At 68.8% G+C, this 23,124-nt stretch carries 25 protein-coding genes; 11 read left to right on the top strand and 14 right to left on the bottom strand.

Going from position 1 to position 23,124, the window contains the following annotated elements; all coding sequences use genetic code 11:
• Positions 1 to 10: 10 nt before the first annotated feature.
• Together BAY61_RS15585 and BAY61_RS15580 are read right to left on the bottom strand one after the other, a co-directional pair.
• On the bottom strand, positions 11 to 655 hold the full coding sequence (locus BAY61_RS15585; RefSeq protein WP_091804397.1) for a DedA family protein: 645 nt from the start codon (positions 653 to 655) through the stop codon (positions 11 to 13).
• Positions 648 to 1,304 (bottom strand): class I SAM-dependent methyltransferase, encoded by a 657-nt coding sequence (locus tag BAY61_RS15580; RefSeq protein WP_091804394.1) that lies wholly within the window; start codon positions 1,302 to 1,304, stop codon positions 648 to 650. Before BAY61_RS15580 ends, BAY61_RS15585 begins: the two co-directional genes overlap by 8 nt.
• A gap of 128 nt (positions 1,305 to 1,432) precedes the next feature.
• On the opposite strand from BAY61_RS15580, the gene BAY61_RS15575 reads away from it, so the two are divergent.
• Together BAY61_RS15575 and BAY61_RS15570 are read left to right on the top strand one after the other, a co-directional pair.
• Positions 1,433 to 2,593, top strand: a complete 1,161-nt coding sequence (locus tag BAY61_RS15575; RefSeq protein WP_091804391.1) for a sensor histidine kinase — start codon at positions 1,433 to 1,435, stop codon at positions 2,591 to 2,593.
• Positions 2,590 to 3,246: a response regulator transcription factor gene (locus tag BAY61_RS15570; RefSeq protein ID WP_091804388.1), complete on the top strand. Its 657-nt coding sequence runs from the start codon at positions 2,590 to 2,592 to the stop codon at positions 3,244 to 3,246. The genes BAY61_RS15575 and BAY61_RS15570 overlap by 4 nt, the downstream gene beginning before the upstream one ends.
• Before the next feature lie 3 nt (positions 3,247 to 3,249).
• Here the strand turns inward: BAY61_RS15570 and BAY61_RS15565 are convergent, their stop codons facing one another.
• A complete protein-coding gene (locus tag BAY61_RS15565; protein WP_091804386.1) occupies positions 3,250 to 4,512 on the bottom strand; it encodes an RNA polymerase sigma factor in 1,263 nt (420 codons plus the stop codon).
• 50 nt (positions 4,513 to 4,562) lie between these two features.
• Entirely contained in the window at positions 4,563 to 4,991 is a 429-nt protein-coding gene (locus BAY61_RS15560; protein WP_091804382.1) for a YciI family protein, read from the bottom strand.
• Between the two features lie 153 nt (positions 4,992 to 5,144).
• Here BAY61_RS15560 and BAY61_RS15555 point away from each other — a divergent pair, with 153 nt between their 5' ends.
• Positions 5,145 to 6,242, top strand: coding sequence for a tyrosine-type recombinase/integrase (locus BAY61_RS15555; protein ID WP_091804379.1), 1,098 nt, complete (start codon positions 5,145 to 5,147; stop codon positions 6,240 to 6,242).
• Here the strand turns inward: BAY61_RS15555 and BAY61_RS32915 are convergent.
• The gene (locus tag BAY61_RS32915; protein WP_170140191.1) at positions 6,237 to 6,413 is read right to left on the bottom strand and encodes a hypothetical protein; all 177 of its coding nucleotides are present in this window, start codon (positions 6,411 to 6,413) and stop codon (positions 6,237 to 6,239) included. The genes BAY61_RS15555 and BAY61_RS32915 overlap by 6 nt on opposite strands.
• Before the next feature lie 25 nt (positions 6,414 to 6,438).
• Between BAY61_RS32915 and BAY61_RS15550 the strand changes: the two genes are divergently transcribed.
• The 3 genes from BAY61_RS15550 (at position 6,439) to BAY61_RS15540 (ending at position 9,321) form a co-directional block, all read left to right on the top strand.
• Complete coding sequence (locus BAY61_RS15550) at positions 6,439 to 6,957, top strand: CGNR zinc finger domain-containing protein (RefSeq protein ID WP_091804376.1); 519 nt, start codon at positions 6,439 to 6,441, stop codon at positions 6,955 to 6,957.
• 49 nt (positions 6,958 to 7,006) lie between these two features.
• Positions 7,007 to 7,822 (top strand): SGNH/GDSL hydrolase family protein, encoded by an 816-nt coding sequence (locus BAY61_RS15545; RefSeq protein WP_091804373.1) that lies wholly within the window; start codon positions 7,007 to 7,009, stop codon positions 7,820 to 7,822.
• 128 nt (positions 7,823 to 7,950) lie between these two features.
• A complete protein-coding gene (locus BAY61_RS15540) occupies positions 7,951 to 9,321 on the top strand; it encodes an MFS transporter (protein ID WP_091804371.1) in 1,371 nt (456 codons plus the stop codon).
• A 48-nt stretch (positions 9,322 to 9,369) separates the two neighbouring features.
• Here the strand turns inward: BAY61_RS15540 and BAY61_RS15535 are convergent, their stop codons facing one another.
• The 4 genes from BAY61_RS15535 to BAY61_RS15520 all read right to left on the bottom strand — a co-directional run bounded on the left by BAY61_RS15535 (position 9,370) and on the right by BAY61_RS15520 (position 13,006).
• Positions 9,370 to 10,779, bottom strand: coding sequence for an SPFH domain-containing protein (locus BAY61_RS15535; protein WP_420848794.1), 1,410 nt, complete (start codon positions 10,777 to 10,779; stop codon positions 9,370 to 9,372).
• 56 nt (positions 10,780 to 10,835) lie between these two features.
• The gene (locus BAY61_RS15530) at positions 10,836 to 11,267 is read right to left on the bottom strand and encodes an NfeD family protein (protein WP_091804368.1); all 432 of its coding nucleotides are present in this window, start codon (positions 11,265 to 11,267) and stop codon (positions 10,836 to 10,838) included.
• Between the two features lie 110 nt (positions 11,268 to 11,377).
• The gene (locus BAY61_RS15525; RefSeq protein WP_091804365.1) at positions 11,378 to 12,184 is read right to left on the bottom strand and encodes a DUF3097 domain-containing protein; all 807 of its coding nucleotides are present in this window, start codon (positions 12,182 to 12,184) and stop codon (positions 11,378 to 11,380) included.
• Between the two features lie 51 nt (positions 12,185 to 12,235).
• Positions 12,236 to 13,006 carry a TetR/AcrR family transcriptional regulator gene (locus BAY61_RS15520; RefSeq protein WP_170140190.1) on the bottom strand — a complete coding sequence of 257 codons (771 nt, stop codon included), beginning with the start codon at positions 13,004 to 13,006 and terminating at the stop codon, positions 12,236 to 12,238.
• Positions 13,007 to 13,088: 82 nt separating this feature from the next.
• On the opposite strand from BAY61_RS15520, the gene BAY61_RS15515 reads away from it, so the two are divergent.
• A complete protein-coding gene (locus BAY61_RS15515; protein WP_091804359.1) occupies positions 13,089 to 13,913 on the top strand; it encodes an NAD(P)H-binding protein in 825 nt (274 codons plus the stop codon).
• 14 nt (positions 13,914 to 13,927) lie between these two features.
• On the opposite strand, the gene BAY61_RS15510 is transcribed toward BAY61_RS15515, so the two are convergent.
• Together BAY61_RS15510 and BAY61_RS15505 are read right to left on the bottom strand one after the other, a co-directional pair.
• Entirely contained in the window at positions 13,928 to 14,743 is an 816-nt protein-coding gene (locus BAY61_RS15510; RefSeq protein WP_091804356.1) for an SCO1664 family protein, read from the bottom strand.
• A gap of 7 nt (positions 14,744 to 14,750) precedes the next feature.
• The gene (locus BAY61_RS15505; RefSeq protein ID WP_091804353.1) at positions 14,751 to 15,329 is read right to left on the bottom strand and encodes a DUF3090 domain-containing protein; all 579 of its coding nucleotides are present in this window, start codon (positions 15,327 to 15,329) and stop codon (positions 14,751 to 14,753) included.
• A gap of 129 nt (positions 15,330 to 15,458) precedes the next feature.
• Between BAY61_RS15505 and BAY61_RS15500 the strand changes: the two genes are divergently transcribed.
• Genes BAY61_RS15500 through BAY61_RS15490 form a run of 3 tightly spaced genes read left to right on the top strand, consistent with a single transcriptional unit; the run spans position 15,459 to position 18,687 of the window.
• A complete protein-coding gene (locus tag BAY61_RS15500) occupies positions 15,459 to 17,390 on the top strand; it encodes a prolyl oligopeptidase family serine peptidase (RefSeq protein ID WP_091804350.1) in 1,932 nt (643 codons plus the stop codon).
• Positions 17,387 to 18,271 (top strand): S66 peptidase family protein, encoded by an 885-nt coding sequence (locus BAY61_RS15495; protein WP_245866132.1) that lies wholly within the window; start codon positions 17,387 to 17,389, stop codon positions 18,269 to 18,271. Before BAY61_RS15500 ends, BAY61_RS15495 begins: the two co-directional genes overlap by 4 nt.
• A complete protein-coding gene (locus BAY61_RS15490) occupies positions 18,271 to 18,687 on the top strand; it encodes a TIGR03668 family PPOX class F420-dependent oxidoreductase (RefSeq protein WP_091804347.1) in 417 nt (138 codons plus the stop codon). The genes BAY61_RS15495 and BAY61_RS15490 overlap by 1 nt, the downstream gene beginning before the upstream one ends.
• A 10-nt stretch (positions 18,688 to 18,697) precedes the next feature.
• On the opposite strand, the gene BAY61_RS15485 is transcribed toward BAY61_RS15490, so the two are convergent.
• Positions 18,698 to 19,300: a TetR/AcrR family transcriptional regulator gene (locus BAY61_RS15485; protein ID WP_091804344.1), complete on the bottom strand. Its 603-nt coding sequence runs from the start codon at positions 19,298 to 19,300 to the stop codon at positions 18,698 to 18,700.
• 81 nt (positions 19,301 to 19,381) lie between these two features.
• On the opposite strand from BAY61_RS15485, the gene BAY61_RS15480 reads away from it, so the two are divergent.
• Positions 19,382 to 19,798: a VOC family protein gene (locus tag BAY61_RS15480; protein ID WP_091804341.1), complete on the top strand. Its 417-nt coding sequence runs from the start codon at positions 19,382 to 19,384 to the stop codon at positions 19,796 to 19,798.
• A gap of 47 nt (positions 19,799 to 19,845) precedes the next feature.
• On the opposite strand, the gene mptB is transcribed toward BAY61_RS15480, so the two are convergent.
• Positions 19,846 to 21,453 carry a polyprenol phosphomannose-dependent alpha 1,6 mannosyltransferase MptB gene (gene mptB, locus BAY61_RS15475; protein WP_091804338.1) on the bottom strand — a complete coding sequence of 536 codons (1,608 nt, stop codon included), beginning with the start codon at positions 21,451 to 21,453 and terminating at the stop codon, positions 19,846 to 19,848.
• 14 nt (positions 21,454 to 21,467) lie between these two features.
• Positions 21,468 to 23,123, bottom strand: a complete 1,656-nt coding sequence (locus BAY61_RS15470; RefSeq protein ID WP_091805211.1) for a dipeptide ABC transporter ATP-binding protein — start codon at positions 23,121 to 23,123, stop codon at positions 21,468 to 21,470.
• Between the last annotated feature and the right edge of the window lies 1 nt (position 23,124).

Genomic DNA, 23,124 nt, shown 5'->3' with positions numbered 1-23,124 from the left:
GCTGGAAAGCTTACGCGGGGCCTGCCACGCACTCCGAGGTCTGCCCGCCGGGGTCACTCCGGTCTCGCCGCGTCGTCCGCGCGGACACGGTGCGGCGCGCGAGCAACCAGGCGAGGGCGAGTACCGCGACGACACCGGCGGCGCCGAATCCGAAAACCTGGGTCAACGACTCGTAGGCACCGGCCGCGAGGTGACCGAGCGTGGTCAGCACGACGCCCCACGTCAGGCCCGAGGGCACGCTCGCCATCGCGAACCGCCGGTAGCCGAGCCCCGCGAAACCGGCCAGCCTCGGGGTGAGCGTCCTGACCGCGACCAGCCACTGCGCGAAGCACAGGGCCAGCGGACCGGAGCGGCGCAGCAACCGGACCGCGTGTTCCCTTGGCCCGGCGAGCCGCCGGGGAGTGGGCAGCGCTCCCGCCCTGCCCCGCAGGTAGGCGAAGTGGGTGCCAGCGACGGCGGCGAGTGCGACCGTGCCTGCCGCGAGTGCCGGGTTGACCGTTCCCGCTCGCGCGATGACGCCGAGCGCGATGGCCGCGCTGGCGCCGGGCAGAAAGACGCCGATCAGCAACCCCGCCTCGGCGACGATGGTCGCGGCGACGGCGAGCAGCAGCAACGGCTGGGGAAGGGCCCGCAACCAGCCGAGCAGGTCAACCATGACGAGCGGAAGCGAACGATCGCGGCCTGCGGCACACGAACACCCTGGCAGGAGGGAGGTTGCGCCACACGGTCCTGGTCACGACGACCTCGTCGAAGTACTCGTCGAGCAGTCCCCTGAACCGGCGGGCTCCCTCAAGGCGCGCCGCGTGCCGGTAGGCGAACGTGCTGAACGCACCGGCCGGGGTCAGCGCCGAACACACCTGCCTCAGCACGGCCCGTTGCACGTGCCCCGGGAACAGCGACCAGGGCAGCCCGCTCACGATCGCGTCGGCGGTGTCCTGTCCCTCGCGTGCGAGCAGAGCGCCGAGCTCGGCGGCGTCGCCCTGGAGCACGGTGACCCCTGGATAGGAGTTCGCGAGATGTGCCGCCATCACCGGGTCGATCTCGACGGCGAGCTGCCTGCCGCTCTCGGGAAGCCTGCGCGCGATCGTCGAGGTCGTGGCACCGGTGCCCGGGCCGAGCTCGACGACGGTGGGTTCACCCCTGCTGGGCACGACGGAAGCGAGGACCTCGGTCAGTTCCCGCGAACTGGGCGCCACTCCGCCGACGATCCGTGGCCGCCGGAGCGCCGCACTGAGAAAGACCGAAAGGGAACTGTCAGGGACCGGGGCGGTCGCGGGCGCGTCCGGTGAGGTGATCGGGTTCATGCCTCGACCGTCGCAGCGCACCCACCCCCTGCACCTCCGCTTGCGGGCCGCACTCCCGGCCTGCCGGACGAGACCGCCTCCTCCTCCGGCAGGAGGCGAGTCGTGGGGTTGTTCCCTAGGGTCGAACGGTGCTCTCCCGGATCCTCCAGCGGTTCCCGACGCTCGTCTGGGCGCCCGTCCGGTTCACGCCGATGGTCGCCGCGATTACCTATGTGGCTTTGTCACACGGCCCAGTCCCACCCCATGGCTGGGACTGGGTACTGGCGCTGATCTCCGCGGCGTGCACCGTCGTCGGCGGCAGGTTTCCGCTCGCGGTGACACTCATCCAGTCGGCACTCACCGTGCTTGCCATCGTCGTGCTCGACGCGGTGGTCGCCAACGCGGTGATCTTCGCGCTGGCCGCCATCGCGCTCGGGGAGCTGGCGATGCGCAGGACCGGCTGGCAGTGCTGGACCGGCATCGCCGGCTACCTCGCCGCGCAGTTCATCGTCTACGCACCGGCGTTCCACCCCCTGCTCACGCCGTTCACGATCGCGCTGGCGACCGTGCCCCCCATCGTGCTCGGCGCCTACATCCGTTCGGTACTGCAGCGCGGGGTCAAGGACCGCAGGCAGCGGGAGATCGCGGTCAGGGAGGCGAGGGCGGCCGAACGCACGGCGATCGCGCGGGAACTGCACGATCTCGTCGCGCACTACCTGGCTTCGGTGGCGATGGGAGTCGGCGCCGCGAGGATCGCACTCGGCGAACGAGAACCCGCCGTCGCGACCGCACTGTCCGATGTGCACACCACGACGAGCACGGCACTGACCGATCTGCGCAAACTCGTGGCCACGCTGCGGGATCCGGCCAGCATCAACGAGGAAGCGGGCACGGCGCTGATCGGCGACGACGGGTTCACCGGCGCGCTGGCGGGCACGGTGGAACGGGCGAGGAACTCCGGTCTGATCATCGACGCCGACGTCGATAAGGGAATCACCACACTCGACTCGATGCGTCGCCTCGCGGTGCTGCGGGTGGTACAGGAAGGGCTCACCAACGTGATCAAGCACGCCGGAAGGTCCGCGACAGCCCGGTTGCGGGTGTCGACGACGCCGGAGGAGGTCCACATCGAGATCGCCGACAACGGCGCCCACCCCGCGCCCACCTCGGACGACAACACGGGCTTCGGGCTCGTCGGCCTGCGCGAGCGCGTCGAACTGCTCGGCGGCGGACTCCGCAGCGAGCCGGGACAGGACGGTTGGCGGCTCGCCGCCTGGATGCCGAACAACGCCGAGGAGAACATCCGATGATCAGAGTGCTGCTGGTCGACGATCAGCACCTCGTGCGAGCGGGCCTGCGCATGTTGTGCGGGGCCACCGACGACATCGAGGTCGTCGGTGAGGCCGACAACGGCCATCAGGCCACCACACTGGTCGCGCAGACATTGCCCGACGTGGTGCTCATGGACCTCAGGATGCCCGGCGTCGACGGCATCACCGCCACGGCGCGGATTCTGGCCTCCCGCCCCTCCACGAGGGTGCTGGTGCTGACGACGTTCGACGACGACGAACATCTCTACCCCGCTCTGGCCGCTGGCGCGCACGGTTTCCTCGCCAAGGACGCGGCGCCCGAGGAAGTACTCGACGCCGTGCGCAGGGTCGCGGCTGGTGACGCGCCGTTCAGCAGGACCGTGCTGCGCAGGCTGGTCAGCACCGCCGTCAACGCGAGGGAAAACGCGGTGCCACCGGGTGCCTCCGCGCTTCCTGAGCTGACCGGCAGAGAGCGCGACGTGCTGGCTCTCGTCGGTGAGGGACTGTCCAACGCCGACATCGCGCAACGGCTGCACATCGGCGTGACGACGGTCAAGACGCACGTCGCGAGTCTGATGACGAAGACGGGTTCCTCGAACAGGGTGCGGCTGGCCGTGCTCGCGGCGAGCGCGGGCCTGCCAGGTGCCGGCTGAGGTTCAGCCGGTTTCACACTTCGCCGCGCGGTCGAGCAGGATGGCGCGTTCCCGCGCGTTGCGGGTCATCGCGGCCGCCTTCTCGAACTCGGCACGGGCTTCGGCCTGCCTGTCGAGTTTGCTCAGCAGGTCACCGCGCACGCTCGGCAGCAGGTGGTAGCGCGCCAGGCTGGGTTCGTCGGCGAGCTGGTCGACGAGTTCGAGACCGGCCGCCGGGCCGGAGGCCATCGCCACCGCGACCGCCCTGTTGAGTTCCACGACGGGTGACCCGGTAAGCGCGGCGAGCTCGGCGTAGAGCCGGGCGATCTCGCCCCAGTCGGTGTGCTCCGCCGTCGTGGCACGGGCATGACAGGCCGCGATGGCGGCCTGCACGGTGTAGGGTCCGGAACTCTCGCTCAGCCCTTGGGCTTTGGCAAGCGCCGCGAGGCCACGCCGGATCAGCAAGCGGTCCCACCTCGACCGGTCCTGATCGAGCAGCAGGATGGGTTCGCCCCCGGCATCCACCCTGGCGCCGGACCGTGACGCCTGGATCTCCATCAGCGCGACGAGACCGTGCACCTCCGGTTCTTCCGGGCGGAGCGCCGCGACGATTCGACCGAGCCGTTGCGCCTCGGCACACAGCTCGGGTCGCATCAGGTCGTCACCGGCGGTTGCCGAGTAGCCTTCGTTGAAGATCAGGTAGAGCACTTCGAGCACGGCCGAGAGCCGCTGCGCGAGCTCGGCGCCCCTCGGCACCTCGAACGGCACCTTCTTCTTCGCCAGAGTCCGCTTCGCCCGCACGATCCGCTGGGCCATCGTGGATTCCGGCACGAGGAAGGCGCGGGCGATCTCGTCGGTGGTGAGCCCGCCGAGCAGGCGCAGCGTCAACGCGACCTTGGCTTCCGTCGACAGCACGGGATGGCACGCGGTGAACACCAAGCGCAGCAGGTCGTCACCGATGTCGTCGTCGACATCGACGAGATCGGGCTGGTCGGCGGCGGCGCTGGTCTCCAGGTCGCGGCCCAGCTCGGTGACCTTGCGCTCAAGCCGTTCCTGCCTGCGGAACTGGTCGATGGCCCTGCGCTTGGCCACGGCCATGAGCCAGGCGCCCGGGTTGTCCGGAACACCTGACCCCGGCCATTGCTCAAGGGCCGCGACCAGCGCGTCCTGGGCAAGTTCCTCGGCAACGCCCACATCGCGCACCATGCGGGCCAGACCCGCGATCAACCGCGCCGATTCGATGCGCCATACCGCGTCGATGGCTTGCCGGGTGTCGGTGACCGTCACCAGCGCATCTCAGCAAAGACGCGCCAGCCCGGCAAGCGGGGCCGGGTGGTTCAGCCTTGCCTGCGCTTGGCGACCTCCTCGTTCAGCGCATCCTCGGCCTCCCGCAGTTCAGGGGTGAAGTTGTCACCGAAATCCTCGGCTTCGGCGACTTTCCGGATCTCCAGCACGCCACCGCTGCCGAACGGCACCCGCCGCGCCCACTCGATGGCTTCCTCCCTGGACTTCACGTCGAGGATCCAGTAGCCGGCGATGAGTTCCTTGGACTCGGCGAACGGGCCGTCGGTGACGGTGGTCTTGCCCTGGTCGGCGAAGGTGACCCTCGCTCCCTGCGAGCTCGGGGCGAGACCGTTGCCGTCGAGCATCACACCGGCCTTGACCAGCTCCTCGTTGTACTTGCCCATCGCGGTGAGCTCTTCGGTGGTCGGCAGGCCGCCCTTCTCGGACTCGGGCGTGCTCTTGACGATCATCATGAAACGCATGGCGCGCTCTCCTCGTGTGCTGGTGGCCGGACCGCCTCGGTCCCGCCGGGTCATCAGTGTCGTCAGTGCGTCGAACAACGATCGCGGAATTCGACACGACGCGACGGACTTTTCCCCGGCTTCCCTCCGGAAGAGGGCACAATCGTCGGCACCATGATCGACATTCCCGGTTCCACCGATCTCACCAGCGCCAGGGCGACGGCGGGCGACCTCACCACCGCCGTCGCGTTACTGCCCGCGCTGGGTGTGCCCGACCCGAACGACCGCTACTCGGTCAGAGCGGTCACGGTGTTGTGGCTCGGCGCGGACAAGAGCGACCACACCCGGCGCGCCTACTTCGCCGACCTCGCCGCCTGGCTGTCCTGGTGCGACAGGTCGGGCCTCGACCCGCTGCGCGCGCGCAGGGCCGACGTCGACGCGTGGAAGTCCACACTGACGGTCAAGGGCCGCGACGGCGTCGCGCGACCCGCGGCGCCTTCGACGATCGCCCGCACGCTGGCCGGGGTGTCGAGCTGGTACCGGTACTTGCAGTCCAACGACGTCACCGACACCAATCCGATCGGTGCGGTGACCCGGCCGAAACGCGCGAAGGCATCGCCGTTGCCCGCGCTGGACGAGCGCTCCACCGCCACCCTGCTCGACTACGTCGAAACGAGAGCGCAGGGCAACGACACGGAAGCCTCGTGGCGGGATGCCGCGCTGGTGGCGCTGCTGTTCTACACCGGGCTGCGGGTTTCCGGCATCACCTCGGCTTCGGTGTCCGATCTGGGCATCGACGCCGGGCACACCATTCTTCGCTACACCAGCAAGGGCGGTCAGCGTGACTTCGTCCCGGTCGTGGCGCCCGCGTTGCGCCCGCTCGGGCGCTATCTCGCCGTCCGCGCCGACCGGACAGGAGTGCCCGCGCAGCAACTGGAAGGTCCGCTGCTGGCGACGACACCGCACCCGCACGATCCCCGGAAGCCTGGCGGCAAGGCGCTCACGCAGCGCGACGTGTGGCAGACCCTGCGCAGATTCGCCAAGGCCGCGGGGCTCGCCTCGGCCGACAGCATCTCGCCGCACACCGCGCGCCGGACGACGGGCACGTTGCTGCTGGCGCACAACGTTCCGGTGCAGAAGGTGCAGGACCTGCTCGGCCATGCCGACATCCGCACCACCCGCGACCGGTACGACGCGCACCGGCACAAACTCGACAGCTCGCCGACCCACACGCTCGCTCAGATCCTTGCCGAGCACAGGGAAGGCTCATGACCGGCTTGCGCCGGTCGCGCCGATGACGACCCCGTTGACCTGCAACAGCCAGCTTCCGCACACACAGCGCCGATAGCTGGCGTAGCCGTCGGACATGGGATGGGCCGATCCCGCCGAAGGGGGCAGTTCACGCACGGGCCACCCGCACCGGGGGCAGCGTTGGTCATTCATGCCCCCAGCGTGCTGTAATGGGTCAGTGGAGTTCAACCCTTACGGAGGCAGGGCGGCGCGCGTCGCGGTCGCGCTGGTCAATACCACCGAGACGACGGCCGAAGCGCTCACCGCCGTCGTCCGATCGGAGAACATGATCGTCGGCGACCTCGATTCAGGGCAGGCGGACGGAGTTCGAGAGTGGACGGCACGCCTGCGCGACGTGTTCGCCGAACCGGACAAGGACGTCCGCGTCGATCTCGTCAACTCGCTGCTGGCCGACTCGGCGTGCAGGCCACACATCGCCAGGCACGACGGCAAACCACCACATCTGCACTACTCCGCCGAAAACGACTCCGACCCGCTGCGCAGGATCAGGGCCTACACCGCGGGCGGCCTCGCCCACCTCATCTGCGAGGAACCGGGGCGAATGGGCCGGTGCGAGCGGGAAGGCTGCCACGTCGTGTTCGTCGACACCTCACGCAACGGAAGGCGTCGCTACTGTTCGACCCGCTGCGCGACCCGGGTGCACGTCGCCCAGCATCGCGAACGCGGCCAGTCCTGAGCCGGACCGCGAGCCCGGTCACGGTCGGACCGTCGTTAGAGTGCGACACATGATCGACCGCACGGGAGCCGGGATACCGGCGGAATGGGTAACCAGGTTCGTCGCCATCGGTGATTCCTTCACCGAAGGAGTCGGCGACGACGATCCCGCCGCCCCCAACGGTGTTCGCGGCTGGGCCGACCGCGTCGCCGGGCAGCTCGCCGCGCATTCGCCCGCCCTCGGCTACGCCAACCTCGCCGTGCGCGGCAGGCTCCTGCGGCAGGTACTCGACGAGCAACTCGAACGCGCCGTGGCGATGCGGCCGGAGCTGGTCACCCTCTACGCGGGCGGCAACGACCTGATGCGCCCGAAGATCGACATCGACGGTCTCGCCGCGAGCTACGACGCCGCGGTGGGCATGCTCGCCGCGGCCGGGGCGACGGTGGTGCTGTTCACCGGAGTCGACGGCGTCGCCGACCCGCTGTTTCGCAAGATGCGCGGCCGCACCGCGATCTACAACGAGCACGTCCGGCTCATCGCGGCCAAGCACGACACGCTGCTCGTGGACATGTGGGCCATGACCGCGCTGCGGGACCGGCGACTGTGGTCGCCCGACCGCATCCACCTCAACACGCTCGGCCACACCCTCATCGCCGTGGCCACACTCGACGCGCTCGGCGTCAGGCACGGCATCGCTGCTCCCGTCCTGCCTCCCGCCGTCCCACCGGCTCCACGCGACGCGCGTACGCAGAACCTGCGCTGGGCACGTGAGCACGCGCTGCCGTGGATCGGCAGACGGCTTCGCGGTGAATCCTCCGGCGACGCGGTCACCGCCAAGCGGCCCGAGCTGGCCCCGGTGACACCGGAGCGCGACCCCGTTCGCTGAGCATGGCCCGCCGCCGGGGTGAGCAAGTCACCCACCGTCGAGGCGAGAACCACCGTTCGGCCGATTGAACCTCTACCGGATCAGTCGCCTGATGTATACGGTATTCCGCCGAGGCAGGGAGTGGCACCATGATTCTCGGGCGCGACGAAGCGAACAAGGCATTGCGAGCGCAACACGGCCAGCGAGGAACCCAGGCCCGCAGAGCCGCCGCGGCCAGCGTTATCGGAACGACCATCGAGTGGTACGACTTCTTCCTCTACAACACCGCGGCCGCGTTGATCTTCCCCGCCGTGTTCTTCCCCGAGTCGAGCAGCTACGCGGGCGCGATGCAGTCCTTCGCGACCTACGCCGTCGGGTTCGCGGCGCGGCCCGTCGGCGCGGCCATCTTCGGCTACTGGGGCGACCGGATCGGCCGCAAAACCACACTCATCATCACGCTGCTGCTGATGGGCATCGCCTCCGGCGTCATCGGCGTGCTGCCGGGAACCGACTCCATCGGCATCGTCGCCCCGATCATGCTGGTCGTGCTGCGGCTCATCCAGGGCATCGCGGTCGGCGGCGAGTGGAGCGGGTCGGTACTGCTCGCCATGGAATGGGGCGACCAGCGCAAACGCGGCCTGCTGGCGAGCTTCGCCCAGATGGGCGTTCCGATGGGCCTCGTGCTGGGCACCGGAGGGATGACCCTGCTCTCGGCGCTGCTGCCCGCCGAATCCTTCACTTCGTGGGGCTGGCGCATCCCGTTCCTCGCGAGCCTCGTGCTCGTCGCGGTCGGTCTCGTCATCCGGCTGCGCATACTCGAAACGCCGATGTTCGCCGCTGTCGTGGCCGAGCGGCGAACATCGTCGAAGCCCGTCACCGACGCGGTCAAGCACCACTGGCGCGAAATCCTGCTCTCGGCGGGACTGCGGTTCAGCGAGCAGATGCCGTTCTACCTGTTCACCAGCTTCGTGCTCGTGTACGCGGTGGAGGAACGCGACCTGAGCAAGACGTTCGTGCTCAACGCGGTACTCGTCGCCGCGGCCATCGAACTCGCCACCATCCCACTGTTCTCCCGGCTTTCCGACAGCATCGGGCGAAAGCGCGTCTACCTCAGCGGCGCGATTCTCGTCGGGGCACTCGCCTTCCCGTATTTCGCCGTGCTCAAGGACGGGAGCGCGCTGGCGATCTTCCTGATCGTGATCGCCTCGATGATCCCGCACGCCATGCAATACGGACCGCAGGCCGCGCTGATCGGCGAAAGCTTCCCCACCCATCTCCGCTACGGCGGCGCCGGGCTCGGCTACCAGCTCGCCTCGGTGTTCGCGGGAGGACCCGCACCGCTGCTGGCGACCTGGCTGCTGCACTCCACCGGCACCCCGTTCTCCATTTCCGCCTACATCGTGTTCTCGGCGGTGGTCACGGTGGTGTGTGTGATCGTGTTGCCCGACCGTTCACGAGCCGACATCACCGACGACAACGTCTACGCGCGCACACCGGGAAAGCACCGGACGTCCAGCTGAGAAAAGGGCGCCCGCACGGTGTCGTGCGAGCGCCCTTTTCCCTGTTCACTACTGCTGACGCGGAGGACCACCGAACGGCGGCCCCTGCGGCGGATACTGCCCACCCTGCTGCGGCGGCGGGGTGAACGGTCCCGGCTGCTGCGGACGCGGCGCACCACCGTAGGGAGGCTGCTGCGCCTGCGGCGGCGCTGGCGGAGGCGGCGGCGGAGGTGTCGACTGCGGTGCCTCCGTCGACGACGGCGGAAGCTGCGGAGCCTGCTCCTCCTTCGGCTCCGGTGCGGCCTCGGGCGGGTTGCTGCCCTTCAGCGCCGACACCGCGGGCGGCGGGGTCGCCGGCCGGGAAGGCGTGGACAGCGGCCCGGGAACCTCCTGCCGCGCGACGGCTTCCGCCTCGCGCACGGCCTGCGCGACGTGCGGGTCGGAGGCCGTGTCGAACCAGCTCGCGACCTCCTCGTCGTCCAGAGGCGGCATCTCGACGTTGTCGTCCTTCGGCGGCTCGTAGCGGAACACGCCGTCGTCGCCCTTCGCGCCGAGGCTGCGGGCAAAGCCTTCCAGAGCCTTGCCGTAGTCGCTCGGCACCAGCCACACCTTGTTGGCGTCGCCCTGAGCCATCTGCGGCAACGTCTGCAAGTACTGGTAGGCAAGCACCTCGGGGGTCGGCTTGCTGGCCTTGATCGAGGCGAACACCTTCTCGATGGCTTTCGCCTGCCCCTGAGCTTGCAGGTACCTCGCGGCACGTTCACCCTGCGCCCGCAGGATGCGCGACTGCCGCTCGGCTTCCGCGGCCAGGATCGCCGCTTGCTTGGAGCCTTCCGCCGCGAGGATCTGGCTCTGCTTCTGGCCTTCCGCCGTCTTGATGGCCGATTCCCGCTGACCTTCGGCGGTCAGGATCATCGCGCGCTTCTCCCTGTCCGCGCGCATCTGCTTCTCCATCGAGTCCTGAATGGACGGTGGAGGATCGATCGCCTTCAGCTCGACCCTGGCGACCCTGATCCCCCAGCGACCGGTGGCCTCGTCGAGAACACCACGCAACTGCTGGTTGATCTGGTCACGCGAGGTCAGCGTGTCCTCAAGGGACATGCCACCCACGACGTTCCTCAGTGTCGTCGTGGTCAATTGTTCGACACCGACGATGTAGTTCGAGATCTCGTACACCGCGGCACGCGAGTCGGTGACCTGGAAGTACACGACCGTGTCGATGGACACCGTCAGGTTGTCCTGGGTGATCACGGGTTGCGGCGGAAACGAAACGACCTGTTCCCTGAGGTCGACCCTCGCCCTGACCTTGTCAAGGAAGGGAACCAGGAAATTGAGGCCGGGGGACGCGACCGTCTTGAACCGGCCGAGACGTTCGATCACCGCCGATTGGGCTTGTGGCACCACCATGAGCGCCTTCGCGACCGTGACGATCACGAAGAGCGCGAGGATAGCGACAACAATCCATCCTGCTGCCGACAAAACTTGCTCCTCTTCTCCAGCTCAGCCGGGGTTTCCCGGCTTTGGCGTCCCGGCCATCATGGTTCCGCGGAGACGACCGCTGTCGCCCCGGCGATTTCGACGACGGTCACCGTAGTACCCGGCTCGATGACGTGTCCTTCCGCGATACTGCGGGCGGACCAGACATCACCGGCCAGCTTCACCTGACCACTGTGGGCATCCACAATAGACAACGTGACAGCGGCGGCACCGACCAGTGCGTCGGCGTTGGTTTTCACTCCCGGCCCCGAGAGGAACTTCCGCTTCAGCGCGGGTCTCGCCAGTACGAGCAAGCCCGCCGAAGCCACCGCGAAAACGATCACGTCGATGATCGGGTTGCCCGTGAGCGCGGCGGAGCCCGCTCCGAACAACGCGCCGAGTCCGAGCATGAGGAGGACGAAGTCCCCGGAAAGGACTTCCGCAACCACCAGGCCGACCCCGACGATGAGCCAGATGAGCGCCGCTGTCATGCCGCCATGCTCTCAGATAGTGTCGGCTTCCACCGAGAAGATCACAGGAAGTGATCTACGCGTGACCTTGTCAGTGGATGATTCGCTCTCGCGCGCCACCAGGGCGCCGATCAGCCCTGTTCGGTGGTGACGAAGTCGATCAGCCGTTCGACCGCGCCCAGCAACGGAGTCTCCAGGTCGCGGAAACCGCCGACTCCGCTCAGCACCCGTTGCCATCCTTCGTAGGGTTCTCCCCAGCCGAGCGCGGCGCAGATGCCCTGCTTCCACTCGATGCCCTTCGGGACCACCGGCCATGCCTTGATGCCGACGGCGCCCGGCTTCACCGCCTGCCACACATCGACGTAGGGGTGCCCGGTCACCAGCACGTTCTCGTCCCGGATCGTCTCGACGATCCGGGCCTCCTTTGTTCCCGGCACGAGGTGGTCGACGAGCACCCCGAGCCTGCGGCCGGGACCGGTGCCGAACTCGGCGATCCGATCGGCGAGCGAGTCGACGCCATCGAGCGGTTCCACCACGACGCCCTCGACGCGCAGGTCGTGACCCCACACCCGCTCGACGAGTTCGGCGTCGTGCTTGCCTTCCACCCAGATTCTGGAGTCACGGGCGACCCTCGCCTTCAGCCCGGTCACCTTGACCGAGCCGGAGGCCGACCTCGTCGTCACCGCGGCCGGCTTCTCGCGTACCGGCACGAGCGTCACCGGCTTGCCCTCAAGGAGGAAGGCAGCGGGCCCCAGCGGGAAGACGCGGTGCCTGCCCTTGCGATCCTCCAGTACGGCGTTGCCGTATTCGAGCTTCACCAGCGCGCCGCAGAACCCGCTCGCGGGATCCTCCACGACGAGACCCGGTTCGGCGGGCACCTCCGGCACCTTGCGTTTACGAGGTCCACTCAGCACGTCGTCATAGGAATGGGAGCGCACGGGAGCAGAACCTAGCGGCAGGCACCCCGGGGCGGCCCCGCGCCACGCCGGTCAGTGCTCACCGGTGACGCGGCCCTCGATGCCGTCGAGAATGCGCTGTAGCCCGTATTCGAAACTGTCGATGTCGCTGTCGAAAGCACCCGACCGCCGTGCGAGGTGGACGGCGGGATAGGTCGCCTCGGTGATGCGGGCATCGAGCAGCGGGCCGTACTCGTCCCACCAGGTCCGCTCGCTCGTGCCGGTGCGTCGTTCCAGTTGCCTGCTGTCCGCGGCGCGGGCGGCCATGCCCCTGGTGTAACTGTCGATCACGTCGGCGGCGGCCACCAGCTCGTCCTGCGGCAATCCCGTTCCCCGCAGCGCGCGAAGGGCCGAGTCGAACCGGCGCATCGTGTTGGGACCGAGTGGCTGCCTTCCTGGCGTCCGCAGCATCCACTCGTGCCGCTGATACAGCAGCCAGTCCTCCCTCGCCCATGCCGCCGTCTGCTCGCGCCACCCGCCGTCGACGGTGTGCGGCAGCTCTCCCCGCGCGTCGACCGCGTCCAGCATCAGGCTCACCAGCTCGGCTTTCCCCGGCACATAGGTGTAGAGCGACATCGTGCCCACCCCGAGCCAATCCGCGACCTTGCGCATCGACAACCCGGTGAGGCCGTCGATGTCGGCGATCTCGATGGCGGCCCGCACGATCTGCTCCACGCTGAGCGCGGGTTTCGGTCCCCTCCGCCGCGCGGCGGAGCCGGATTCGGTGGATTCGGGTTCACCGGGCACGCGCCAGAGCAGCCGCATGCCGCGCTCGAAGTCGCGCGGCCCTTCGTCGTCGGTCATCGGCATCATCCTATGACTCCGTGCGGCGTACGGAGTATGCTGGCCCAGTAATTACGTACGATGTACCGAATTGGGGAACTCGATGACGATTCTGGTGACCGGCGCGACGGGCAACATCGGCCGCATGGTCGTCGACGAACTCGCCGGAAGCGGTGAGCGGGTCAGGGCGCTCACCACCAATCCGGCCAAGGCGGCGCTTCCCGGCGACGTGGAGGTGGCGCGGGGCTACCTCGGTAAGCCGGAGACATTGCCCTCGGCGCTGGAGGGCGTCGACACGGTGTACCTCGCGCCGATGCCCGGCACGATCGAGACCGTCGCGCGGATGGCCAAAGAGGCGGGCGTGCGTCGCGTGGTCGCGCTGACCTCGATATTGGCGGGCGACGACGCCGCCGACGACTACGCGCTCTCGTTCGTGGCGATCGAGCGCGCGATCATCGAGGCCGGTTTCGGCTGGACGTTCCTGTGTCCGGGCGCCTTCATGGAGAACACCGACAACTGGGCCGTCTCGATCCGCGCCGAAAACGTGGTGCGCGCACCGTTCCCGCTCGCCACCGACACACCGATATCCATGCGGGACATCGCCGTCGCGGCTGCCGCCGCACTGCTCGACGACAAGCACGCCAACCGGAAGTACCCGTTGAGCGGTCCCGAGGCGATCACCATCCCGCAGCAGGTCGCCGCGATCGCCGACGCGCTCGGCCGCGACGTCCGCTACATCGAGCAAACCCGGGAGGAAGCCAAGCAAGCATGGCTCGACCAGGGCGTCGATTCGGAGACCGCGGACTGGCTACTGAGCGGAGGCAACGAGATGCGGATGGAGCCGGAGCCCGGATTCGAACAGCTCACCGGCCGCGGCGCCACGACCTACGCGGAGTGGGCCAAGCAGAACGCGGAGCGTTTCCGCTGATCCGGTGGGCCGCGCTAGAACAGCGGCCAGGGAATGGCACGCCAATCATCGCCAGGCGCGGGAAAAACACCGTCGTCGAGCAGGATGTCGGTGCGCTCCCCCAATGCCGTGACCTCGGCTGGGGTGAGGTGCTCGCCGAGCGCCTCACCCAGTTCGTGGTCGAGCGACCAACGCAGCTTGCGCAGTTTGTCGACCACGGAATCCGGCAGCGGTTCGCCGACCCAGCCCCACAGCACGGTCCGCAGCTTGGGATCGGTGTGCAGGCAGATTCCGTGATCCACGCCGTAGATCCGGTCGCGGGGACCGCTGAGCAGGTGCCCGCCCTTGCGGTCGGTGTTGTTGACCACCACGTCGAGCACCGCGATGTCGCGCAGGCCCTCGTGCGAAGAGTGCGCGAGCACGGCGGGCGCACCCGACCTGTCGTGTGCGTGCAGCACGACCCGCCAGCCGTCCGGAACATCGGCTGGCGCGCACACCTCGACCAGTTCCTCTCCGGTCGTCTCGACCCACAACTGCACCATGCCCTCGCCGAACGGGCCCTCGCGCAGCACCGTCGGCGGAACGCCACCGAGTCCGGCGGCTTCGGCGACGAGGTAGGTCGCGACCTCCCTGCCCGCGAGCGTGCCGTCGGGAAAGTCCCACAACGGACGCTCACCGGAGACCGGCTTGTACACCGCGTTCGCGCTGACGCCATCCAGTTCGATGGTGCAGAACAACGTCACGTTCGACGCGTCGACGAGACGGCCCTCGACGTCGAGCCTGCCGTGTTCGACGAGTTCCTTCGCGGCGGGATCGGCGGGGTCGGCAGGGGCGAGGTGGTCGGCTGCCACCGTGTCGTCAGCTTTCCTCGGTGAGGTCGGAATTGCGGCGGTAGCCGTTCTGCCTCGGGCAGATGTGCCCCTCGGGATCGAGCGGTTCACCGCACAGCGGGCACGGTTTCCTTCCCGCGTTGACGACGCGGTCGGCCCGCGTGGCGAACGCGCGGGCCGCCGAGGGGTCGAGAAACACCCTGACCGCGTCAGGGCCCTCGTCGGTGTCGTCGAGCACCACCGTCTCGTCGACCTCGCCCTCGGTGATGGCGAGCAGTTCGACGACGACGGCCTTGCTTTCGGCGTCCCAGCCGAGTCCCATGGTGCCGACCTTGAATTCCTCCTCGACCGGAACCTGGAGCGGCTCCATGTCGAGCAGGTCGTCGGACACCTCGTCGGGAACGTCGGCCCCGAACCGGCTCGCGACTTCCTCAAGCAGCGAGCCGAGTCGTTCCGCGAGCACGGCGACCTGCTGCTTCTCGATGGTCACGCTGATGACGCGGGAGTTCTCCGCCGCCTGTAGATAGAAAGTGCGGTCGCCGGGTTCCCCGACGGTCCCGGCTACGAAGCGGTCGGGTTGACGGAATACGTGAATGACACGAGCCATGGCACATACGACCCTAGGCCAACTTCCACGATCAGGCTCGCCCGGGGCGCGGTCTTCTGACCGATGTCACGGCAGAGCGCGGGTACCACGATGCCGCCGTGTGATCCACGCGACCTCTAAGGTGGCGGAATGCCTGAGATCGCGCCGTTCGGTTCCTGGACATCACCCATCGCGGCGGCCGACGTCGCCACGGCCGGAGTGACCCCGCAGTGGCTCGACGTCGTTGCTGGCGAGGTCTGGTGGGCGGAGGCGCGGCCCGCCGAAGCGGGCAGGGTCGCCGTGGTGCGCTCGACCGGTGAGGGGATCGAGGAAGTCCTGCCCGCGCCGTGGAGCGCCCGCAACAGGGTGCACGAGTACGGCGGGCGGCCGTGGCTGGCCACGGCGACGTCGCTCGTGTTCACCAACTGGGACGACCAGCGCGGCTACGTCCGCGATCTGGCCACGGGAACGACGGTGCCGTGCACCCCGGAACCACCGGCGCCGCAGAGTATCCGCTACGGCGACCTGCGACGGGGCAAGGGATCGCAGGTGTGGGCCGTACGCGAACGCGAAACGGGACCACAGCGCACCGACGTCGCGCGAGACCTCGTCGCGATCTCCCCGGAGGGTGGCGAGCCACGGGTACTTGCGGCCAGCCACCACTTTCTCACCGCGCCGCAGCTCTCCCCCGGTGGAACACATGCCGCGTGGCTCGGCTGGAACCATCCCGCGATGCCGTGGGACGGAACCGAACTGTGTGTCGCCGAAGTGCGGGACGACGGGAGCTTCGGGCCGCACAGGGTGCTCGCGGGCGGACCCGACGTCGCCGTGTGCCAGCTCGACTGGGAGGACGAGGAGCACCTGCTCGCGCTGCTCGATCCGAACGGGTGGTGGAACCCGCACCGGATAAGCCTTTCCGGTGAGCTGACCAACCTCGCCGAGGCGCGGGCCGAACTTGGGGGCGCGCTGTGGAAAATCGGCTCGCGATGGATGGTGCCGCTCGGCGAGCGCAGGCATGCGGTCATCGACGCGGGAAAGCTGGCCGTTCTCGACGAGACCACCGGCTCGCTGGAGCACGTGGCCACCGAACTGACCGCGTGGTCGCCGTCCATCGCCGTCGCGGGCGACGGGGGAATCGTCGGCATCGCGGCGGGGCCACGCAGGGAGACCGCCGTCGTCCACGTCGATCTCTCCGACGGCGCCATCACCGAGCTGACCGCGCAACCAGGGCTTCCCGATCCCGGCTACCTGTCCGTTCCGGAACAGCGGGTGTTCCACGACGCCGAAGGAGAACCGGTTCCCGCCTACGTCTACCCGCCCGCCAACCCGGATTTCCGCGCGCCGGAAGGCGACTTGCCGCCGTACGTCGTGCACGCCCACGGTGGCCCCACCGGACGCAACTATCCGGTACTCGATCTCGACTTCTCCTACCTGACCAGCAGAGGGATCGGGGTCGTCGCCGTCGACTACGGCGGCTCCACCGGATACGGACGGCGGTTCAGGCAGCGCCTGCGGGAGCAATGGGGCGTCGTTGACGTCGGCGACTGCGCCGCCGTCGCGGAAGCTCTCGTCGCCGAAGGCATCGCCGACCCCGACCGCCTTGCCATCAGGGGTGGCAGCGCGGGCGGGTTCACCTCGGCGGCCTCGATGACCACCGTGCGCACCTACCGCGCCGCGACCATCAAGTTCCCGATCCTCGACCTCGAACCGTGGACGGGAGCGGGCGGCGAGACACACGACTTCGAATCGCGCTACCTCGAAGGACTCATCGGAGCGCTTCCCGGCACCGCGAAACGCTGGGTCGAGCGCTCCCCCATCACCAACATCGGCGATCTCGCGGGGCCGGTGTTGTTGTTGCAGGGACTGGAGGACGAGATCTGCCCGCCCGAACAAGCACAGCGATTCGTGGACTCGCTCGCGGGAAGCGGCATTGCGCACGCGCACCTGACCTTCGAGGGAGAACAGCACGGCTTCCGCAAGGCGAGCACGATCGTCGCCGCGCTGGAGGCCGAACTGGCCTTCTACGGCGCGGTCTTCGGTTTCCCCACTCCCGGGGTGCCGAGCCTGGACCTCTCGCGGTGACCGGACTGCCGCTGGCGGCCGGGGACACGGTCGCGCTCGTCGCACCGGCGGGGCCGGTGACCGAGGATCTGCTCGACTCGGCCGTCGGCACGCTCACGTCATGGGGGCTCGGAGTCAGGGTCATGCCCGGCGTACTGGCCCGGCACCCGGAGTTTCGCTACCTCGCAGGGGACGACGCGTCCAGGGCGAAGGAATTCGAGCAAGCGTGGCTGGCCGACGACGTGGCAGGGGTGTTCGCGGCTCGGGGCGGCTACGGCTGTCAGCGGATGCTGGATCTCGTGGACTGGCGGGCATTGCGAGCCGCGGGGCCGAAAGTGTTCGCAGGGTCGAGCGACGCGACCGCGCTGCACGAGGCCGTCGGTGTCCATCTTGGACTGCCCACGGTGTTCTGCCCGATGCCTGCCTCGGCCCTTTTCGATCCCGTCGCGGCAGAGGGCCTGCGCGCGGCCCTGTTCGGTTCCTCGGGCACGTTGCGTGGTGAGCACGCCTCGGCACTGGTGCCGGGAACGGCACGCGGGCGTACGGTCGGCGGGAGCCTCAGCCTGCTGGCGGCCGGTGTCGGCACAGCGGAACACCGCGGTGCTCGTGGCGGGATCGCGCTGCTGGAGGATGTGAGCGAGGAACCGTACCGGCTGGATCGGATGCTGACGCAGTTGCTGCGTTCCGGCTGGTTCGCCGGTGTCGAAGGGATCGCGCTCGGGTCGTGGGCCCAGTGCGGCGACGCGGGCGAGATCCGCGCGGTGATGCTCGATCGGCTCGCGCCGCTCGGGGTCCCGGTGGTGTGGGAGCTGGGTTTCGGGCACGTCCCTGGTTCGCTGACGGTGCCGCTGGGTGTCATGGCCGAACTCGACGCCGATGCCGCGACGTTGAGGCCGCTCTGATGCGACTGTCCGAACAGGAGGCTCGCGACAGATTCGCCGCCGCTCGGGTCGCGAGGCTGGCGACCGTGGACGAGAAGGGCTTTCCCCATCTCGTCCCGGTGACCTTCACGGTGCTCGGCAACCGGATCGTGTTCGCGATCGACGCGAAACCGAAGTCGACGACGAACCTGCGCAGGCTCCGCAACATCGCCGCGAATCCGGCGGTCGCGGTGCTCGCCGACCACTACGACGAGGACTGGTCCCTGCTGTGGTGGGTGAGAGCCGACGGTACGGCGACGGTGCTCACCGACTCGGGTCGCGACGAGCCCGTCGCGGCGCTGACCGCGAAGTACGGGCAGTACACCGAGCAACCGCCGCGCGGTCCCGTCGTGAGCATCACCGCGACCACCTGGCGTGGCTGGACGGCCAGCGCCTGAACACGAAAGGTCAGCGCACGCCGTTGTCGGCCCGCAGTGCGGTGAGCATCCTAGTGAGCGCCGCCTTGGTGTCGTCGAGGTCGGTGTTCCCCGCCGAGCCGGCGAGCCACAGTGCGGCTTCGTTCATCGCACCGGACAGCAGGTGGGTCAGCGGCGCGACCGGCTGACGGGCGAGCACACCGGATCCGATCAATACCTCCAGTGCCTCCGCGAGATGCCGCGCCGAGGACGCCTCGTCCAGTGCCCGCCATTCGGCCCAGCCGAGCACGGCCGGGCCGTCGACGAGCATGACGCGCTGTACGTCGGGAGCCGCCGTGGCCGTGAGGAAGGTGAGGCAGCCGGTGACGAGCTGCCGCCACGGATCCTTTTCCGCGTCGGCCGCGGCGGCCACCTCAGCGCCCACCTGCTCCTGCACCGCGGTCAGCACGCCGCGGAAGAGCGCGAGCTTGCTGTCGAAGTGGTGATAGAAGGCGCCCTTGGTGACACCGGCGGCGGCGACGATCTCGGCGAGCCCCACGTCGGCGTACCCTTTCTCCGCGAACAGCCGCCTTCCCTGTGCCAACAGGGTGCGACGGGTCTGTTCGCGCTGCTCGGCTCGCACGCCGTGCTTCATGACCCCTCCATTTGACATACCACCGGTACGCGAATTAGCCTCAGTTTCGCATACCGATGGTACGCGAAAGGGGAATCCATCATGACGTTGACCAGCTTCTACCCGGTCGTGTGCACCGCGAAGCTCGCAGAGAGCGCGGCGTTCTACACGGACCTGCTCGGGTTCGAGATCGTGTTCGAAGCCGACTGGTACGTGAGCCTGCACAGACCGGGACCGCCGGCCTACGAACTCGCGCTGCTCGACCACACTCACCCGACCCTCCCTGAGGCATACCGGCACCCCGTGCGCGGGCTGTTGCTCAACCTGGAGGTCACCGACGTCGACGCCGAGTACCGGCGACTGGTCGGCGAGAAGGGTCTCACGCCCGAGCTCGAACTACGGGACGAGGACTTCGGGCAGCGGCACTTCATCGTCGCCGACCCGAGCGGGGTGCTGATCGACGTGATCACTCCGATCGCGCCGACGGCGGAGTTCGCTCAGCAGTACGTCACCGGCTGACGCGACAACGGAAAAGGTGGAGGGATCCGCGATCCCTCCACCTTGCGTCATCCACTGTGGACGTCGGCTTTCTCGTCCTCGGGTTTCTCGCGCTCGGGTTTCTCGTCCTTGGCCGGCCTCCGCCACGCGGCGATGAGCCCGAGTGGGTCCGGTTTGAGCAGCGAGGCCGCCCCGTAGAGGCTGGCCGCGATGACACCGGCGACGAACCACCAGTCGTAGAGGCTCTGCTCGCCCGTCGGGTAGTACACGAGCACGAGCACCATCGAGATCGCCACGACACCCGCGAGGTGGATGCGGCGCCACGGGAAGGCGGAAGCGATCACGAAGCCCCAGGTCAGGTACCAGGGCAGGGTGGGAGGCGCCAGGATCGCCACGGCGAGCAACGCCATGGCCATGCGCAGGATCGCCTCGTTGCCGCCACGCCGGGCGAGCCACCACTGCCGAACGAGGAACGCGGCGAGCAACGCCCAGCCGATGGCCCTCGCGACCGTGATGAACGGCGAAGGCTGCACGTCGACGATGGCGTTGACCAGGGTGTAGAAGAGCTCGCCCACACCGCTTGGCGCGTTCAGCCAGTTGACGATCAGCCCTGGTGCCTGCAAACCGCCGACCCAGCCGAGATTGAACGAGCCGAGTGACACCCAGGTACCGACGACGAACACGACCCCGAAGATCCCCAGCGAAGGGGTCACCGCCTTGAAGAACCTGCGGCGCAGGCTTTCCTCTTCTGGCAGATGGTTGGCCCACACCCAGACCAGGAACGGCAGCGCGACGGCGGCCGTGGGTTTGATCAGCATCCCGACCGTGACGAGCGCTATCGCGACCGCGTGATGCCGCTCCAGCGCGGCCAGCACCCCGATGGTCAGCAGCCCCAGCATCAACAGGTCGTTGTGCGGGCCGCCGACGAGGTGGATGACCATCATCGGGCTGGCAACGGCGAGCCACATCGTGACGGGGAGCCTGCCGCCGAGGTGCTTCACCAGCCGGGGCAGCGCCCAGAGCATCCCGGCAAGCCCGAGCAGCAGTATGACCCTGGTGACGATGACACCGGCGATCATGTTGTTGCCGGTCACCGCGACGGTGCCCTTGGCGATCAACAGGAACAACGGGCCGTAGGGCGCGGGGGTGGTCTGCCACAGCGGGTGCACGTTCTGCACCACGTCGGGCAGCACGTCGAGCGCGGCGGGACCGTAGGAGTACGGGTCCAGCCCGTACAGCAACTGAGCGCCCTGGCCGAGGTAGGAGAAAACGTCCCGGGTGAACAGTGGCGGCGCGATCAACAGCGGCGCCATCCAGGCCAGCGCGGCGATGACGATGGGCTTGGTGCCGATCCGGCCGGCGAGCGCGTAGCGGCCGAGCCGCACCCACGCCCACACCAGCAGTCCGAAACCGACATAGAGCACCGCGGTGCTGAGCGCTTTTCCGTGGCCGTAGCGCATCCACGACAGCGGCCCGGTTCCGATGATCGGGTCACGGATGAGGATGCCGCCCGCGCCGAGCGAGGCGAGTAGCACCACGATGCTGCCGATGAGGCCCATCGTGATGGTGCGGTACGGAAAGCGCGCTTGATCGCCGACGCAGACCTCGGTCTGTGCCGCGGAAGGCCGTTCCGCCGCGAAATCGGCGTTCGGCGCGGGATCGGTGGTGGTCGCCATACTGGGCTTCGAGGTTACACACCGGGTTCAGCCGCTCGCGCCGTACCCATGGGCAGCGCGGCGAGCAGGGACTTCGTGTACTCGTGGCGAGGTTCGAGCAACACCTGTTCGACGGTGCCGACCTCGACAAGCTTTCCCCGGTACATGACGGCGACCCTGTCGGCGATGTTCCACGCTAGCCCAAGGTCGTGTGTGATGACCAGCCCCGCGAGACCGAGTTCCCTGCGCAACCGCAACAGCAGGCCGAGTATCTCCCCGCGCACCGACGCGTCGAGGGAAGCCACCGGCTCGTCGGCGACCAGCACGCTCGGGTCGAGCGCGAGCGCGCCCGCGATGACCACCCGCTGTCGCTGTCCTCCGGACAGCTCGTGCGGCAACCGGGAAAGGTAGGTCTCGGCAGGCCGCAGTTCGGCGGCTTCGAGCGCCGCGACCACGATGGCGTGTTCGTCGCCATCAACGCCGCCAAGCCGGTGGATGCGGGGGCCCTCCGCGACGGCCTCGTACACGGTGTGCCTCGGGTTGAGCGCGCTCGTCGGGTCTTGCAGCACGAGCTGCACCCTGCGCCGGTAGGCGCGCAGCCCCGCACCACCGGTCGGCATGGCCTCGCCCTGATAGCTCACCGTCCCCGACGTGGGCCTCTGCAAGCCGAGCAGGGTGCGCGCCAGCGTCGTCTTTCCCGAACCCGACTGCCCGACGAGTGCGACGATCTCGTTCTCGAACACGTCGAGCCCGACCCCGTCGACGGCCGACACCTTCGTTCCGGTCCGGTCGCGGAAGACCACCCTCAGGTCGCGGGCCGACAGCAGCGCCGACGGTTCGGCAGCCCGGTCCGGCTCCGGCGGGAGCGGCGTGGCCGTGGCTGGCGCGAATCGGGACCGGGGATCTCCGACGGTCGGGAACGCCGCCGCCAGCGCCTTGGTGTGCGCGTGCCGGGGCGTGCCCATCACCGTGGCGCTCGGCCCTTCCTCCACGATCTCGCCCTGGTACATCACGGCGATGCGGCGGCAGGCGGAAGCGAGGACCGAAAGGTCGTGGGTGATGAGCATGAGCCCGATGTCGCGCTCGGCCACCAGGTCGCCGAGCAGGTCGAGCACCTGGGCCTGCACGATCACGTCCAGCGCCGTGGTCGGTTCGTCGGCGATGATCAGGTCGGGACGGCAGGCGAGCGCCATCGCGATCATGACGCGCTGCTTCTGGCCGCCGGAGAGTTCGTGCGGGTAGGCACTCGCCTTGCCCACCGGAAGGTCGACCTGCCGCAGCAGGTCTTCGACCCGTGCGCGAACGCCGGCGGCGCCGGTTTCGGCGTCGCCGTGCAGCCGAATCGGCTCCGCGATCTGCTCCCCCACCTTGCGCACCGGGTTGAGCGCGTGCATGGCGCCCTGGAACACGATCGAGGCGGCCGACCAGCGCACGGCCCGCAACCGGCCCCAGCGCATGCCGCCGATGTCCTCACCGGCAAGCAGGATCTCCCCGGTGATCTTCGCCGAGCGCGGCAGCAGGCGCAGCACGCTCATGGCGACCGTCGACTTGCCTGAGCCGGACTCGCCCGCGATGCCGAGGGTCTCCCCCGCCGCGAGGGTCAGCGAAACACCTTTGACGGCGGGCACGTTTTGGCCCCCTGTTCGGTAGCTGACGCCGAGATCCCGCAGTTCGAGCAGTGGTGAAGTCATG

The sequence above is a fragment of the Prauserella marina genome (assembly GCF_002240355.1).
GTDB classification, from domain to species: Bacteria; Actinomycetota; Actinomycetes; order Mycobacteriales; family Pseudonocardiaceae; genus Prauserella_A; species Prauserella_A marina.
The sequence above is the reverse complement of the archived record's forward strand: the minus strand, read 5'-3'. Positions and strand labels throughout refer to the sequence as shown.

Bases quoted from the DNA above. Each gene is read 5' to 3' on its own strand.
- BAY61_RS15585 (WP_091804397.1), bottom strand. From the start codon at position 655: ATGGTTGACCTGCTCGGCTGGTTGCGGGCCCTTCCCCAGCCGTTGCTG.
- BAY61_RS15580 (WP_091804394.1), bottom strand. From the start codon at position 1,304: ATGAACCCGATCACCTCACCGGACGCGCCCGCGACCGCCCCGGTCCCT.
- BAY61_RS15570 (WP_091804388.1), top strand. From the start codon at position 2,590: ATGATCAGAGTGCTGCTGGTCGACGATCAGCACCTCGTGCGAGCGGGC.
- BAY61_RS15560 (WP_091804382.1), bottom strand. From the start codon at position 4,991: ATGCGTTTCATGATGATCGTCAAGAGCACGCCCGAGTCCGAGAAGGGC.
- BAY61_RS15555 (WP_091804379.1), top strand. From the start codon at position 5,145: ATGATCGACATTCCCGGTTCCACCGATCTCACCAGCGCCAGGGCGACG.
- BAY61_RS32915 (WP_170140191.1), bottom strand. From the start codon at position 6,413: ATGAATGACCAACGCTGCCCCCGGTGCGGGTGGCCCGTGCGTGAACTG.
- BAY61_RS15545 (WP_091804373.1), top strand. From the start codon at position 7,007: ATGATCGACCGCACGGGAGCCGGGATACCGGCGGAATGGGTAACCAGG.
- BAY61_RS15540 (WP_091804371.1), top strand. From the start codon at position 7,951: ATGATTCTCGGGCGCGACGAAGCGAACAAGGCATTGCGAGCGCAACAC.
- BAY61_RS15530 (WP_091804368.1), bottom strand. From the start codon at position 11,267: ATGACAGCGGCGCTCATCTGGCTCATCGTCGGGGTCGGCCTGGTGGTT.
- BAY61_RS15520 (WP_170140190.1), bottom strand. From the start codon at position 13,006: ATGACCGACGACGAAGGGCCGCGCGACTTCGAGCGCGGCATGCGGCTG.
- BAY61_RS15515 (WP_091804359.1), top strand. From the start codon at position 13,089: ATGACGATTCTGGTGACCGGCGCGACGGGCAACATCGGCCGCATGGTC.
- BAY61_RS15505 (WP_091804353.1), bottom strand. From the start codon at position 15,329: ATGGCTCGTGTCATTCACGTATTCCGTCAACCCGACCGCTTCGTAGCC.
- BAY61_RS15500 (WP_091804350.1), top strand. From the start codon at position 15,459: ATGCCTGAGATCGCGCCGTTCGGTTCCTGGACATCACCCATCGCGGCG.
- BAY61_RS15490 (WP_091804347.1), top strand. From the start codon at position 18,271: ATGCGACTGTCCGAACAGGAGGCTCGCGACAGATTCGCCGCCGCTCGG.
- BAY61_RS15485 (WP_091804344.1), bottom strand. From the start codon at position 19,300: ATGAAGCACGGCGTGCGAGCCGAGCAGCGCGAACAGACCCGTCGCACC.
- BAY61_RS15480 (WP_091804341.1), top strand. From the start codon at position 19,382: ATGACGTTGACCAGCTTCTACCCGGTCGTGTGCACCGCGAAGCTCGCA.
- mptB (WP_091804338.1), bottom strand. From the start codon at position 21,453: ATGGCGACCACCACCGATCCCGCGCCGAACGCCGATTTCGCGGCGGAA.
- BAY61_RS15470 (WP_091805211.1), bottom strand. From the start codon at position 23,123: ATGACTTCACCACTGCTCGAACTGCGGGATCTCGGCGTCAGCTACCGA.